Below are 14,980 nucleotides of genomic sequence, written 5' to 3'. Positions count from 1 at the left end.
GAAGAACTCGAAAGGAAGCCTCCCCATGACAGCACAATGCCAGACTCTTATCATCGGTGGGCGTGTGGTAGATCCCCGCAACGGCCTCGACGACGCTCTCGCAGTCGGCATCACCGATGGCCGGATCGTGCATGTCGGTCCCGAAATAGTTCCAGCAGAACGCACGATCGATGCCGCGGGACTTGTCGTATCTCCCGGATTCATCGACCTCCATTCACACGCACAGAATCAGATCGGCCATCTGCTGCAGGCATTCGATGGAGTAACCACAAGCCTCGAGCTCGAATGCGGTGCTGCTCCATTTCTGCATTCTCTCAATGCAGCCGAGTCTGAGGGCCGCTCGCTCAATTACGGCTACTCCGCGTCGTGGCTGTTGGCACGCATGATCGTCATGGAAGCCATGAGTTCCTCAGATGTCGAAGATCTGCCCACACTCCCCCTCGACATCTTCGGCGCGCTGCAGGCCAAACAGAGCTGGCAGAAACCGGCGACTGCACAACAGATAGACGCAACCATCGACCTCGTTGCAGAACAGCTGGACCAAGGTGCCATCGGCGTCGGCGTCTTGCTCGGCTATGCTCCGGCAGTCGACCCACTTGAGCTCCAGGCACTTGCGGAAATGGCTGCAAAACGCAGCGCCCCACTGTTTGTTCACGTCCGCTACGGGGCGAACGTAGCAGATCACTCGACTGATGAGTCAGTCACTGAGCTTATCGAACTCTGCGAGCGCACTGGTGTACAGATTCACATCTGTCACTTCGCGAGTTCGAGCGCCGGTGCCGGAAATGGACCGACCCACCTTCTGAAAGCGGCGATCGAACGCGGCCTGCCTATCACCACCGAATCGTATCCGTTCGAGTTCGCCTCGACAGTCATCGGTGCGGACTTCCTTTCTCCGGAAATTCTCGAAAGCAGCGACACACCCGCATCCACCATCACCTATCTGCCTCTGAACGAGAAGGTCGCCACCTATTCGAGACTAGCTGAGTTGAGAGACCAGGACCCAGGCGGACTGTGCCTCATTCAATACTATGGTCCAGGCCAATCGGCAGGTGTCGACGAACTGCTCTCGACGTTATCGTTTCCGGGGGCTGCTTTTGCCTCTGATGCCATGCCGCTGACGGCTGTTGATGGTGCAGATTCTATAACCCGCTTCCCCACCACATTGCCCGTACCGACAGATTTCGCGGTTCATCCGAGAAGCAGCTCCTGTTTCATCAGGGCACTCACCTGGTTACACCGTGACACAGGTGCTATGAGTTTGAGTGAAGTCATCTCGCGTTCCAGCGATATTCCCTCGCGTATTCTCAGCAGAACTGCTCCCAATTTCGAATCCAAGGGTCACCTCGGTGTAGGGGTCGACGCCGATATCGTCGTATTCGATCTATCAGCCGCAGAGCCTCATGTCGACCCTTTCCCGGTTGGTACTGCGCAGGGTGTCGTCCATCTATTCGTCAATGGCGAGCAACTCATCGAACAAGGCCAGTTGGGGGCCACGTCCAAGGGCCGTCCTGTATTCGCAAGCAGTTCAATAGCTCAACAGGGAGATACAGAATGAAGCGAGTTCTCCTATGTGCAGTTCTGGCACTGACATTGCCGCTCTCCGCCTGCATGGGCGGTGGCTTGGGAGATGCCCAACGAGGAGATGGCAATAACTTCACCGTCGCTTGGAACGCACAGCCTCCAACCCTCGACCCTCTGATGACAACGTCAACGGCTACGAGAGACATTGCGCGCAACTTCTTCGAGCCTCTCATGACTCTCGACTCTGAAAACAATGTCAAACCTGTTTTGGCAAAGGCAGTCTCGCTATCCGATGATGGAACGCTCGTTCGGTTCAAGCTCCGCACCGACGTGAAGTTCCACGATGGTTCGATGATGGAAGCATCCGATGTAGTGGCCTCCCTCAACGCCTGGATTGAGAAGGCGTCTGTTGGACAGCTGTTCTTTTCCAAAGCAAAGGTATCGTCGCCAGCCAAGGACGAAGTCGAAGTCCGATTGCCCGATCCTCTCTTCATCGCGTTGACTCTCTTGGCCGATCAGGGACAGCTGCCCGGTATCCAGCCCAAGGAAGTCCTCGAGGACGCTGGATCTGACCCGGTCAAGGAGTTCATCGGAACCGGTCCGTACATGATGAAGAAGTGGAACACTGATCAGTACGTTCAATTGGCCCGATTCGACGATTATGTATCACCTGAAGGAAAGGCCGATGGGACCGCAGGTCAGAAGCGAGCCGCCTTCGACAACATCTTCTTCTATTTCGTCAATGACCCTTCCACGAGAATGTCAGGCCTTCAAACAGGCGAATACGATGCGGCCAACGCTCTACCGCCGGACAATATCGACATGCTTGAGGGCGATGACAATATCTCCGTCACAACCGGAGACAATGGTTTCAACGCAGCGATCTTCAACAAGAAGACCGGTGTGATGTCTGACCCGAATATGCGCCGTGCGGTGTTGGCCGCGACAAACATCGACGACATCCAGAAGGCAGCCTTCTCTCAAGACAAACTCTTCGACACGAATGGCGCGCTGATGCCGAAGTCCTCCGAGTGGTACTCGACTGAAGGCTTGGGCGACTACAACAATCCCGATCCTGAACGAGTTGCTGAACTGCTCAAGAAGGCCGATTACAACGGAGAGCCAGTCCGCATTCTCACCTCCCGCGAGTACGAAGAGCACTACAACAATGCCGTGGTGATGAACCAGGAACTCAATGAGGTCGGAATCAAATCGCGACTGATCGTCACGGACTGGGCCACTGTCCTACAGAACAGGACCGACGAATCAAGCTACGAAATCTTCATCACCGGTTTCTCACCGACTTCGACTCCACTGACTCAGGTGTTCTTCGACCCTGTATGGCCTGGTTGGACAGATAGCCCCGAGATCGAAGACGCATTCGACAAAGTGATCCATGCACCCAGTAGTGAGAAGGCGGTCTCAGCCAAAGACGGCCTGCAGAAGGCGTTCTATGACTATCTGCCGGTGCTGAAATTCGGAGCGAGAACGACGACCACAGGCATCAGGTCGGGGTTCAGCGGTCACGTATTCACTGCCGCGTCGGGCGACATCTTCTACAACGTCTACCCGGACAGCTGAGGGCTGAATCCCCTGCTAAGCGTCGCGAGCGGAATGATGAGTCGAATGCAGACCTCTTGCCAAGGGTCTGCATTCGACTTATCAGACGGCAATCGGCGTATAGTATGTGGGTTTCAGTGCTGGGACGGCACACGGGGCACGTAGGCGTCATCCGAGACCCGACGTCCAGTCGGCGACAGTGAGCACCTTCGCCTGTTTGGGGAACACCTTCTCGGTGAGCACCTGATGGACCCCGGGGTCGCGGTCGGCGCAGGCGTCAGAGAGCACGGTGAGTTCGAAGTCGAGGTCGGCGGCCTGACGCACGGTTGAGAGCACGACACCGCTCGTGGCGACTCCGGTCAGCACGAGGGACGAGGCACCGTATCCACGCAGCAGCACCCCGAGGTCGCTGCCGGTGAAAGCGCTGATACGCCGCTTGGTCACGATCGGCTCGCCCTGATGCCGGTCGAGGGTCTCGTGGATGCTCGTCGAGGCATGAGTCTCATCGACATCCCCGTGGGCAGCGATCTGAGCGAATGATGCAGTCGCCGCCAGCTCGGGCTGCCCCTCGCGCAGCGCCACCCTGACCCACACGACGGGGATGTCATGCTCGCGTGCGGCGGCAACGGCGTCGCGGGCGCGTTCGAGGACTCCGGTGGAGGTGAAGACCTCGTCTCCGGCGATGCCATTCTGGAAGTCCATGGCCAGCAGGACGGTGCGGTTCGCTCCGGTCATCATGTCTCCTTCGGTTCTGGAGGGGCTCGGCCTCTCTTCCGACGAGGCTACTCCCTGCTTCACAAGATCCGCTGAGCCTGACCTCGAGACCGACTGAACCTCACACGCCTCATGGCGTTCTGCGGCGCGCTCCCTCCCGCAGTGCACGTATCTGGCGCATGAGATCACGAGCCACTGACTGCCCGGGAGCAGACGGCTTTCCTTTGTCGACAGCATAGCGCGCTGGTAAGATAGGCGGCGAAGCAACGTCATGCCCCGGGCTACCGGATAATCCCGGCCTTTGGGAAGACGGCCCCCTGGTTATTGCGCAAGCACCCAGGGGGTGCTTCATATTCACCAGCTTTCCGTCGACGGCGTTGATCATCGTCAGTTTGCCCTCCCGCAGAGTCGGCTCGATGAACCTCACATCATCGCGGAGGACATTTCGTTGCACTGCCCACGACACTGTGTCCGCCGACCACAACAGCGGCTCGTCACCCATCCGGCCGTGAGTGAATGCCACCTCGGGGTGAATTGCGCCGGTCTTACGCAGCTTGTCGACGACCTGTTCGTCGAGACCGTTGAGCCTCTGATCCTTGTTATTGTCAGCGACGATCCCACGAACAGCCTCCTCTCCGGTTCCGCTGACGAGGTTGCGGACGAGCCGGTCCAGGCACATGGCCCTCGCTCGTGCGAGGTCTCTCCTGGAGCTGCCTGCCAACGGCAGCTTCACAGCAATCACGTTCCACACCGATTCATCGGTAACCGCTTCGATCATCTCGACGATGTCACCACGATCGACATCGGTTCCTCGAAACTTCTTGTTCGTGTGCCAATAGGATCCTCCGGCCACATCCACCAGCCTCTCACGAATGGCATCCAAGCGAGCATGAGAGAAGATGACAGCGGCCATCTGATAGAACGAAACATCCTGCCCTGCCGGCCCGTCCCCCGCACCCGTCGGGTGCCGCATCGACTCGTCGACGAACGCGATCGGACTGGGTGCAGCGGCAAGGTAGAACCTCTCCAATACAGGCGACCGCAGACTTGGGCTCGACATGTCTCCGCTTTCATCCGGCAACGTTGCTCTCATCCGATAACGTGCCAGCACCCTACGGGCCGCCCATGACACGGAATGGTTCAAGGCACACCAGGTCGGGGCAGCAGATCAGAGCGGAACTGTCGACCGGAGACGGCCGATTACGCAAACGCCCTCAGTCCACGATGCCGCGGGCATCGAGTGCTCGGCCGGTGTCCTGCGCGTATTTCACCGACCGCAGGATCGCCGGCACCACCCTGGCCTTGATGCTCGAGTCCAGACCACGGGCTCGGGCGGCCCGTTCGGCCTCGCCCAGCAGACCGGAGATATGCGAGATCGCGCGCACCATCAGGCTCGCTGTCAGTGCGATCGCATCCGAGTTCACGCCGAGGTGCTGAAGCGGGCTGACCAGCGTGGTGAACGCGTCGAGCAGCTTCGCCACCGACGTCGTCAGAGTCAGGAGCAGCGCCGCCTGCACACATGCGAACACGGTCCCGCCGACGGCCAGACCCGACTCCATGGAACCGAAGAAGTACTGCAGCCCCATGACGATCGCCACGAGCACCGCTACGTAGACCCACGTGCGCAGGAAGTACTTCAACCGCAGCCGGGCGGTGAATCCGATGACCACGAGGACGGCGAACATCGACCAGTTGATCATCGCGTCACGGAAGATGAGCGCAACGATGCCGATGACGGCGATCACCGCCAGCTTCACTCCCGTGGGCACATCGTGCAGCCATCCCCGAGGATGTGCCACCCTGCCGAAGAGCTGCGGACGGGCCTTGATGCCGGCGTTCCTGCGCCATGTGTCCTGCTGGGTCATGGCGTATCACTCATGATGAGGTTCCGATAGGTTTCGACCGCCTCGGCGGGGGTGGAGTCGGCGACGATGCGACCGTTCTCCACGACGAGGCCGCGCTGGGCGATCTGGGCGAACTCGAGGTCATGGGTGGTCAGGATGATGCGCACCCCGCGCCTGGCCACCAGTTCCTGCAGATGCACACGCAGACGCTGCCTGTTCCGCAGGTCGAGCAGAGTCGTCGGCTCATCGAGGACGAGGATCTGCGGATCCACCGCGAGCACCGCGGCCAGGGCCACCAGCTGACGCTGGCCGCCGGAGAGTTCGTAGACGCTGCGTTCGGCCAGGTCAGCGATGCCGAGCTCAGCGAGCACCGCCAGGGCAGCGGCCCGCCTGCCCGACTTCGGCACGGACTTGCGCAGGGACAGTTCGATGTCCTCGACCGGGGTCGGCATGACCAGCTGCGCGGCCGGATCGGTGAAGACGAAACCGACCCGTGATCGCACTTTCGCGGGCTGCCGACGCGGATCGAAACCATCGACGAGGACCTGCCCCGCATTCGCGGTGACCAGTCCGTTGAGCAATTGCAGCAGAGTCGACTTCCCCGAACCGTTGGCGCCGATGACGGCGATGACGTCCTCGGTCAGGGTGAGGTTGACGTCCTGCAGGATCGGACGCACGACATCGCCGTCTGGTCCTTCGTCGAGGACTCCGACGCCGACGTCGCTCATCCGGATCTCTCGTGTCACTTCGCGGCCTGTGCCTGCCCGGCCGACACCGATTCGACGCTGATGCCGCGACGCCGCAGCACATCGGGGAACGCGCGGTGGATGAGCACCGCCACCGAGGCGGCCAGGATGTTCTTGACAACATCGCCGGGCCAGTACGCGAGGTCTGCGACGGCGGCCACACCGAGGGGCAGGTCGCCGTTGAGCGACATGCCGAGGATGCCCAGCGGGTGGTTGAGCAGGAGGCTGCCGCCGAAACCGCCGAGGAACAGCACCACACCGAGCTTCATTCCGCTGAAGCGACGCACGGCCCAGCGGGCGATGAGGCCGGCGAGAAGAGCGTAGAGGGCGAAGGAGAGGATGTAGCCGGCGCTCGGACCGGCGAGGACGCCGATTCCGCCGCGCATTCCCGAGAAGATCGGGAGCCCGACGAGACCGAGGACGACGTAGAGCAGGGTGGCTGCGAATCCGCGCCACGGTCCGAGCACCATTCCGCACAGAGCGATTGCGAAGGTCTGCAGGGTGATCGGCACGCCGAGAGGGCCCACCGGGACCGGGGGCATCATCGCGAAGGCTGCGAGCATCGCTGCGAAGACCGCGACGAGAGCGATATCGCTGCCGGCCGATCGGGAACGGATGATCCCCGCCGAGGTTGCGCTGTGGGCCTGTGTCATGAGTACTCCGTTAGTCGTGATCCGTCCGGACCGTGATCAGGGACGCCCGAGGCGGCCTCGAGCACCCTATCACTGTAACTGAACAGTGTTCAGGGCCAGTATTCGGGGGCGCGGTCGAGGCCGCCTCGGTGAGGGGGTCCGCACGTTGACCCGTCAACGGTCGCGGAGGATCACTCCCATTCGATGGTGCCCGGGGGCTTCGAGGTGACGTCGAGGACGACGCGGTTGATGTCGTCGACCTCGTTGGTGATGCGGTTGGAGATCACGGAGAGCACATCGTAGGGCACGCGCGTCCAGTCCGCGGTCATCGCGTCCTCGCTCGAGACCGGGCGCAGCACGACGGGGTGGCCGTAGGTGCGACCGTCTCCCTGGACGCCGACGGAGCGGACATCGGCGAGGAGGACGACCGGGCACTGCCAGATCTCTCCGTCGAGGCCGGCCTTCGTCAGCTCTTCGCGGGCGATCGCGTCGGCCTTGCGCAGGATGTTCAAGCGCTCCTCGGTGACCTCACCGATGATGCGGATGCCCAGTCCCGGGCCGGGGAACGGCTGACGGGAGACGATGACCTCGGGCACCCCGAGCTCACGGCCTATCGCGCGGACCTCGTCCTTGAACAGGGCACGCAGGGGTTCGATGAGTTCGAACTGGATGTCCTCGGGCAGACCGCCGACGTTGTGGTGGCTCTTGATGTTCGCGGTGCCGGATCCGCCGCCGGATTCGACGACATCGGGATAGAGGGTGCCCTGGACGAGGAAGGCGATGTCTTCGCCCTCACCCTCCTGAGCTTCGAGGACGAGGTCGGCGGCGGCGGTCTCGAAGGTGCGGATGAACTCGCGGCCGATGATCTTGCGCTTATCCTCCGGGTCGGTGACTCCGGCGAGCTGGGACAGGAACTGCTCCCGGGCGTCGACGGTGACCAGACGCACGCCGATCGAGTCCACGTAGTCCTTCTCGACCTGGACGCGCTCGTCCTGACGCAGGAGTCCGTGGTCGACGAAGACGCAGGTGAGCTGGTCGCCGATGGCCTTGTGCACGAGTGCCGCAGCCACGGAGGAGTCGACTCCGCCGGAGAGGGCGCAGATGACCTTCTTCGATCCGACGCGTGCGCGGATGAGTTCGACCTGCTCGTCGATGACGGATTCGTTCGTCCAGTCGGCTTCGAGGCCGGCGACGTTGTAGAGGAAGTTCTCGAGGATCTTCTGCCCGTTCTCCGAGTGGAGGACCTCGGGGTGCCACTGCACTCCGGCGAACCTCTTCGCCGCGCATTCGAAGGCGGCGACGGGTGTGTCCGGGGTGGAGGCGAGGACGTCGAAGCCGGCGGGCGCCTCGGCGACGGAGTCACCGTGGGACATCCACACCTTATAGTTCTCAGGGGTCTCGGCCAGCAGAGCGCCTGTCCGGGACACGGAGACCGGGGTCGATCCGTATTCGCGCTTATCGGTCTTGGCCACGCGGCCGCCGAGGGCCGTCGACATGAGCTGGAAGCCGTAGCAGATGCCCATCGTCGGGATGCCGAGATCGAACACGCCGGAATCGAAGTTCGGGGCTGCTGCGTCGTTGACGCTCGACGGTCCGCCGGAGAGCACGATGGCCACGGGATTCTTCGCCGCGAACTCGGCAGCGGGGGCATCGTGGGCGATGATCTCCGAGTACAGACCGGCTTCGCGGATGCGGCGCGCGATGAGCTGGGCGTACTGGGCGCCGAAATCGACGACGAGGACAGGGGGCACCTGCGTGCTCTGGGATTGCGTCATGATCCAATTCTAAGCGTCGGCGACCAGACGCCCGAATTCGGGGCTCACCCCGCGGTCAGGGCACGTGGACGGCGAGGGCGGGTCGCCTCGGCGAGGGTGGGTGCGGACAGTGCGACCGCCTCGGCAAGAGCGGATCCGGTCTCAGGATTTGGGGGCGACGACGACGGCGGCTTCGAGTTCGGCGTCGACCTGACGGTGGATGCGGCGTTCGAGGATGAACGACATCACGGGCACGACGCCGGCCAGGGCGAGGATGAGGTAGCGGCCGAGGCTCCAGCGCATCTGCTGATTGAGCCAGAAGCAGCCGATGAGATAGACGACGTAGCACCAGCCGTGGCAGATCGCGATGGCCGCGGCGAGGTTGAAGTCGCCGAAGGTCAGAGCCGTCTCGGAGTCGGCGGCGATGAGGTACTTGTAGATCATCTCGACCGTGAGGATGAGCAGCATCGTACCGGTGATGAACGCCATCACGCGGTAGAACTTCAGCGCATTGCGCGCCGAGGTGAAGCGTTTGACGCTCCACACATCGTTCTCATCGAAGTCGGGGCGGGAGTCCAAGGACTCGTGTTCTTCGCTCACGCTCAGTTTCCTCCGGTCGTGGATGTGTCGGTGTCGGTTGGGTCGGTGTCGGCGGGATCGCTTGTCGCGGATGCTCCGACAGTCGTCCCGGTCTGCTTTTCGGGTCTCTTCCCGGGCTTCTTCCCGCCATGGCGATGGGCCGGCAGTCCGGTCAGCCCGGACATCACCTCGGGGTCGATGGTCGCATCGCCCGCGGGCTTGACGACAACATACTCGACGCTCTTCTCCGAATCCTGGGAATCCGCGCCGAGGCGGCGCCGGAAGTAGTCATCGCGCAGCAGCTGGAACCACATATAGAGGGCCATGGCGGCGAAGATGATCCATTCGAGGGCGTAGACCGCCGACTGCAGATCGAATCCGCCCTCGTCGCGGGTCGTCGTGGTCGGAACCTGCTCGAGCCCGTCGGTGCCCACTGAGGCGGCCGCCCCGTCTGCGGTTTCGGGAATGAGGAATCCGGAGTAGGTGAGCAGGTCGGGGAACAGGTTGATGATCTGCGAGGTCGAGACCGTGTGCACCTGCCCGTCGGGCAGATCATTGCCCTCGACGGGGCCCTCGATGGGCCCGATCCGCGCGGTCAGCTCGACCTGACCGCCCTGGGCCTCGGAGGTCATCGCCGTATCCTCGTCGGTGGTGAATCCGCGGACGACGGGGATCGCGATCGTCTTCTCGTCCGCGTTCGCGGCCTCGACGCCTTCACCGAGGTGGCCCCCGTCCGGGGCGAACATCGTGACCACCCAATAACCGTCGTCACCGTCCTGGACGCGGCCGGGGATGACGATCTGAGCGTCGGGGATCCAATGTCCTGACAGACTGACCCGCTGGTCGGCGAGGATGCCCGGCATCGGAGCCTGGGCATCCATGACGTCGTTGAAGTCCTTGAGTTCATCGACTCCGGAGGATTCGGCGACGTCGTTCTTGTGCTGGGCTCGATCGACCTGCCATGCGGAGAGGCCGACGAAGCAGGTGACGAGCACCAGCACGAGGAGCAGGGACCCCAGCCATTTGGGGGTCAGAGCCAGGCGGAACAGTTCAGACCACCGAACCAGTCTGGTAGGGCGAGACGGTGACGTCGACGCGTTGGAATTCCTTGAGGTCGAGATAGCCGGTGGTGGCCAGGGCGCGGCGCAGAGCGCCGGCGAGGTTGAGTTCGCCGATCGCGGTGCGACCGGGGCCGAAGAGCACCTGTTCGAGGCTGCCGACGGTGCCCAGTTCCACCCGGTGGCCGCGCGGCAGATCCGGGTGGTGGGCTTCGGCTCCCCAGTGCATTCCGCGGCCGGGAGCTTCGGTCGACCGGGCCAGGGCGGTGCCGAGCATCACCGCGTCGGCGCCGACTCCGAAGGCCTTGACGATCTCGCCGCTGGTGCCGAGTCCGCCGTCGGCGATGACATGGACGTAGCGGCCTCCGGATTCGTCCATGTAGTCCCGCCGTGCGGCGTGGATGTCGGCGACGGCCGTGGCCATCGGGGCGTGGATACCCAGGGTCTTGCGGGTTGTAGCCGCCGCTCCCCCGCCGAAGCCGACGAGGACTCCGGCGGCACCGGTGCGCATGAGGTGCAGGGCTGCGGTGTAGGTGGCGGCTCCGCCGACGATGACGGGCACATCGAGTTCATAGATGAACTGCTTGAGGTTGAGAGGTTCGGTGTGGGTCGAAACGTGCTCGGCCGAGACCGTGGTGCCGCGGATGACGAAGATGTCGACTCCGGCGTCGACGACGGTCTTGTAGAACTCCTGGGTCCGCTGCGGGGTCAGAGCACCTGCGACGGTGACTCCAGCTTCACGGATCTGTTCGAGGCGAGCGGTGATGAGTTCGGCTTGGATGGGTGCGGAGTAGAGCTCCTGCATCCGGGCGGTCGCCATCTCGGCCGGCAGCTGCGCGATTTCGGCCAGCTGCGGGGTGGGGTCCTCATACCGGGTCCACAGCCCCTCGAGGTCGAGGACGCCGAGGCCGCCGAACTTGCCGAGGGCGATGACCGTCTCCGGGGACATGGCCGAGTCCATGGGAGCGCCGATGAAGGGCAGCTCGAACTGGTAGGCGTCGATCTGCCAGCTCAGGGACACGTCTTCGGGGTCGCGGGTGCGCCGAGCGGGGACGATGGCGATGTCGTCGAGCGAATAGGCGCGACGACCGCGCTTGCCTCTGCCGATTTCGATTTCAGAACTCACCCCAACAGCCTATCCCACCACCTTCGGCGCGAGGTCTCAGCTCACTATGAGGAACACAGAATCTCCCCTCCCAGGACTACCTGACGGGGGCTTAACAACCTGGCGCCAGGTTGCTGAGCCGCCGTCGGGTAGCAAATTGGGTGGGGAGGTGGGCTTGGACGGCGGATTCTGTGGCAGCGGCGAAGGCGCGGACGTGAGGCAGGTGGGCGTCCTTCTCCCGCACGTGCATGACGACCCGGCGAACCGGCACCGGATCGGTGAGGTCGACGGCGACGAGGCCCGGCGGCAGCTGCAGTGTCGACAGGCGCGGCAGCACGGTGATCGCGAGATTCGAGGCGACGAGCGCCAACGCCGCGAAATCGTCCTCGGAGGCTGCGAAGTTCCGCGGTTCGAAACCCGCGGCCGCGCAGGCGAGGTCGACGACCGTGCTCGTCGGCCCCCTCCACAGGTCGTGGTCGACCCAGCGCTGGTCGGCGAGGTCGATGAACGGCACGGACTCGCGGCCCGCGAGTGAGTGGCGCTCGGACACCACGACCCGATAGTCGTCATCGAAGAGCGGGATGCGAGCCATCCCGGGCAGATGGACCTCCCCCTCCTGCGGCACTTCGGCGCGGACCTCGATGAGGCAGTGGCTGCGTCCGCTCTTCGCCGGCTCGTTGAGCTGGATGTCGAAGCGCAGATCGGGGTGCTCTGCGGCGACGGCCTCGATGATGCCCGGCAGCAGGCGCGCATTGAAGGAGGTGAATGCGGCGATGCGCATGCGGGGTCGGCTGACGTTGCGGAAGCTCTCGACGAGGTCGTCGAGCTTGGCCACCGAGGCGAAGACCTCGCCGGAGTCCTCGGCCAGACGTTTGCCGAGCTCGGTGATCTCGATGCCGCGGCCAGACCGCCGGTACAGAGGTGCGCCGACGGATCTCTGCAGCGTGGTGATGTGCTGACTGACCGTCGCGGGCGTGTAGTTGAGGCTCTTCGCCGCGGCCACCACGGACCCTGTGGCGACGACGGCTCGCCAGACCCGCAGTCGATTGAGATCCCACATGCTGACAGTCTAACCGCCAATCATTCGGCATGACCTGATGATCATTCATGATCAATTGCTTTTCACGATCGATCGTGGCCCTCAGAATGGTGATGCGCCCCCATGAGATACATGTCGTTTCCGTGGGGACCTTCCACCCAGCCTCACTCGAACCAACTCCCACCCACACCAGCCCCACCCGCCCGAAGGAGACCCGTGACCGGTCCCGAGATCATCACCATCACCGGAGCCGCTGCCGCCTTAGCCGTCACCCCCGGCCCCGAGACGATCCTCACGATCCGTCTGTCCTCGCTGCGCCGGAAGGCCGGACTCGTCTATGCGCTCGGCACAGCCACCGGCACCGTGATCTGGATGGTGCTCGCGCTCACCGGCGTCTCCGCGCTCCTGACCGTCTACCCCGCGGCAGTGCAGGCGCTCAAGATCGGCGGCGGTCTCTATCTCTGCCTCCTCGGCGTCCTCGCCGGCCGGCAGGCCCTGCGCCTGCGCCGTGAGCTGAAGACCGCCTCGGCGTCGGCCTCCGGTGACCCCGATCCCGACGGCCCCGTCACCGAGATCGCGACCGTCATGGAGTCGGGCTCGTGGGGCCACCTGCGCTCGCTCGTGTCCTATCGCCGCGGCATCATCTCGTCGCTGAGCAATCCGAAGGTCGGACTCTTCTTCCTCGCGATCCTGCCGACCCTCGTGCCCGCCTCCCCGACCGGCATCGACTACGCCGTGCTCATCGCCCTGATTCTCGGCGTGCTCCTGTCCTACCAGCTCGTCCTCGCGTGCATGGCCAGCCTCGCCGCCTCCGCGATGGCCCACCGCAGCGCCGACTTCTTCATCGAAGCCGCCTCCACCGTCATCCTGCTCATCATCGGCATCGCCGTCATCGCGATCCCGATCTGAGCCGGCGAAGACGCGAAAAGGGGCGGGGGAATCGAGATTCGCTCTCGACTCCCCCGCCCCTTCTGCGTCCGGCCTCATGGGCCGGTCGCCGAGTGGTTTCAGTGCATCAGCTCTGAGGATCGCCCGCCGAGGCGGCTCCCCCACTTGGACCTGCACCGCCGGTACCCGTGGTGCCCGTCCCCGGACCTCCGGTGCCCTTGTCCTCTGCCACCTCGTCGAGGTCGACCCTATTCAGCATCTTCGCGGCCGCGTCACGACCGCCGAGACCGAAGGCCAGGGCGGCTGCCGCGGCACCGCCGATGACGACCGCGCCGAAGGCGAGGTTGATGATCGAATCGGCCAGTCCCATGTAGCGCAGACCCATCGCGATGAACAGCGCGATGGCCGAGTAGCGCAGAACCTTCGACGCGAGGTTGTTCGTGATGAACTTGCCGATGATCGCGGCGATGAGGAAGCCGGCTGCGATGATCGCAGCGCCGAAGAGGACGCTGCCGCCGAGGTCGAGGATCTCGTTGAGGATGTTCGTGATCTCTGGGAAGCCGAGCATCCGGGTGGCCATGATCGCGAAGAAGATCATGATGGCGACCTGGACGATGCGGGTGATCACGTTCGAGGCGCTGGTGCCCTCGGGGACGATGCCGATCTCGTTGATGGCCTTGTCGGTGCCGATGCCCTCGAGGATCTGTTCGAGCAGATTGCCGAGGAACTTCGCGATGACGAAGCCGATGGCCAGCAGGATGCCGGCTGCGATGATGAGCGGAACCGCATTGAGGAAGATCTGCAGCATCTGCTCGGCCGGACCGGAGATCGCTTCGATGCCGAGGACCTGCAGCGAAGAGATCGCGACGACGATGATGATGACCCCGAAGACGAGGTTGCCGACGAGGTTCGAGATCTTCGCATTCGCCTCGGCGTTCGGGTTCGGTGCGGAACCGGGCTGCTGCGGGTGGCCCTGCGGAATCTGCTGGGTGGCATCGTGCTGAGATGCTCCGGCATCGGCCGAACCGTCGACCACTCCGGTGGCCTTGTCGCCGAGCGACCGGAACTTCGATGTCAGCTTCGTCAGGTCGACGGCATTGAGCGCCGTCTGGACGAGCTGCTTGGCGATCTTCGCAAAGACGTAGCCGATGAAGAAGATGAATCCCGCGCCGATGATATTGGGCAGGAATCCGAATATTCCGTCGAGCAGACCCTGCAGCGGCGTGAGGACCTGATCGAGCTCGAAGAGCTGCAGGACGGCGATGAGGCCGAGCAGCCACACGACCAGTCCGGATATCTGTCCGACCGATTTGCCGATCTGCTGTCCGTTGCTTCCGTCTTTCTGAAGTGCGGGCACCTTGGTGACGAGTTTGCCGATCGCCCACTTGACGATGGCGGCAAGAATCCAGGTGACGATGAGAATGACGATTGCCAGTCCGACCTTCGTCAGGACCGACCATATGTCTTGGCTTTGCATGTCGCTTTTCTCCTTCGGCTACAGCAATTGACAAGGCGTTTTTTCACTTGCTGTTTTTGA

General features: G+C 63.3%; 14 protein-coding genes. 3 read left to right on the top strand and 11 right to left on the bottom strand.

Annotated features, from left to right (window positions below; all coding sequences use genetic code 11):
* Positions 1-25: 25 nt before the first annotated feature.
* Positions 26-1,558, top strand: coding sequence for an amidohydrolase family protein (locus EB835_RS15285; protein WP_135810312.1), 1,533 nt, complete (start codon positions 26-28; stop codon positions 1,556-1,558).
* Positions 1,555-3,105: an ABC transporter substrate-binding protein gene (locus EB835_RS15280; RefSeq protein WP_135810311.1), complete on the top strand. Its 1,551-nt coding sequence runs from the start codon at positions 1,555-1,557 to the stop codon at positions 3,103-3,105. Before EB835_RS15285 ends, EB835_RS15280 begins: the two co-directional genes overlap by 4 nt.
* Before the next feature lie 147 nt (positions 3,106-3,252).
* Here EB835_RS15280 and EB835_RS15275 read toward each other — a convergent pair whose 3' ends face one another.
* From EB835_RS15275 to EB835_RS15230, 10 genes are all read right to left on the bottom strand, one after another.
* Complete coding sequence (locus tag EB835_RS15275) at positions 3,253-3,819, bottom strand: cysteine hydrolase family protein (protein ID WP_135810310.1); 567 nt, start codon at positions 3,817-3,819, stop codon at positions 3,253-3,255.
* A gap of 109 nt (positions 3,820-3,928) precedes the next feature.
* Positions 3,929-4,879 carry a hypothetical protein gene (locus EB835_RS15270; protein WP_135810309.1) on the bottom strand — a complete coding sequence of 317 codons (951 nt, stop codon included), beginning with the start codon at positions 4,877-4,879 and terminating at the stop codon, positions 3,929-3,931.
* Positions 4,880-5,012: 133 nt separating this feature from the next.
* The gene (locus EB835_RS15265) at positions 5,013-5,663 is read right to left on the bottom strand and encodes an energy-coupling factor transporter transmembrane component T family protein (protein WP_135810308.1); all 651 of its coding nucleotides are present in this window, start codon (positions 5,661-5,663) and stop codon (positions 5,013-5,015) included.
* On the bottom strand, positions 5,660-6,370 hold the full coding sequence (locus EB835_RS15260) for an energy-coupling factor ABC transporter ATP-binding protein (RefSeq protein WP_135810329.1): 711 nt from the start codon (positions 6,368-6,370) through the stop codon (positions 5,660-5,662). Before EB835_RS15260 ends, EB835_RS15265 begins: the two co-directional genes overlap by 4 nt.
* A gap of 14 nt (positions 6,371-6,384) precedes the next feature.
* Positions 6,385-7,041, bottom strand: coding sequence for a biotin transporter BioY (locus EB835_RS15255; protein WP_135810307.1), 657 nt, complete (start codon positions 7,039-7,041; stop codon positions 6,385-6,387).
* 170 nt (positions 7,042-7,211) lie between these two features.
* On the bottom strand, positions 7,212-8,795 hold the full coding sequence (gene guaA, locus EB835_RS15250; RefSeq protein ID WP_135810306.1) for a glutamine-hydrolyzing GMP synthase: 1,584 nt from the start codon (positions 8,793-8,795) through the stop codon (positions 7,212-7,214).
* 141 nt (positions 8,796-8,936) lie between these two features.
* On the bottom strand, positions 8,937-9,374 hold the full coding sequence (locus EB835_RS15245; protein ID WP_135810305.1) for a DUF3817 domain-containing protein: 438 nt from the start codon (positions 9,372-9,374) through the stop codon (positions 8,937-8,939).
* A gap of 2 nt (positions 9,375-9,376) precedes the next feature.
* Positions 9,377-10,354: an SURF1 family protein gene (locus EB835_RS15240; protein ID WP_135810304.1), complete on the bottom strand. Its 978-nt coding sequence runs from the start codon at positions 10,352-10,354 to the stop codon at positions 9,377-9,379.
* A gap of 49 nt (positions 10,355-10,403) precedes the next feature.
* Positions 10,404-11,537, bottom strand: coding sequence for a GuaB3 family IMP dehydrogenase-related protein (locus EB835_RS15235; protein WP_135810303.1), 1,134 nt, complete (start codon positions 11,535-11,537; stop codon positions 10,404-10,406).
* A 91-nt stretch (positions 11,538-11,628) separates the two neighbouring features.
* Positions 11,629-12,576: a LysR family transcriptional regulator gene (locus tag EB835_RS15230; RefSeq protein ID WP_135810302.1), complete on the bottom strand. Its 948-nt coding sequence runs from the start codon at positions 12,574-12,576 to the stop codon at positions 11,629-11,631.
* Positions 12,577-12,771: 195 nt separating this feature from the next.
* On the opposite strand from EB835_RS15230, the gene EB835_RS15225 reads away from it, so the two are divergent.
* The gene (locus tag EB835_RS15225) at positions 12,772-13,464 is read left to right on the top strand and encodes a LysE family translocator (RefSeq protein WP_240688776.1); all 693 of its coding nucleotides are present in this window, start codon (positions 12,772-12,774) and stop codon (positions 13,462-13,464) included.
* Positions 13,465-13,570: 106 nt separating this feature from the next.
* Here the strand turns inward: EB835_RS15225 and EB835_RS15220 are convergent, their stop codons facing one another.
* Positions 13,571-14,920: a mechanosensitive ion channel gene (locus tag EB835_RS15220; RefSeq protein WP_135810300.1), complete on the bottom strand. Its 1,350-nt coding sequence runs from the start codon at positions 14,918-14,920 to the stop codon at positions 13,571-13,573.
* Positions 14,921-14,980: the final 60 nt, after the last annotated feature.

This window comes from Brevibacterium sp. S22 (assembly GCF_004745485.1).
Taxonomy (GTDB): Bacteria; Actinomycetota; Actinomycetes; order Actinomycetales; family Brevibacteriaceae; genus Brevibacterium.
Note: the sequence above shows the minus strand (reverse complement) of the source record. Positions and strands in the feature narration are given on the sequence as shown.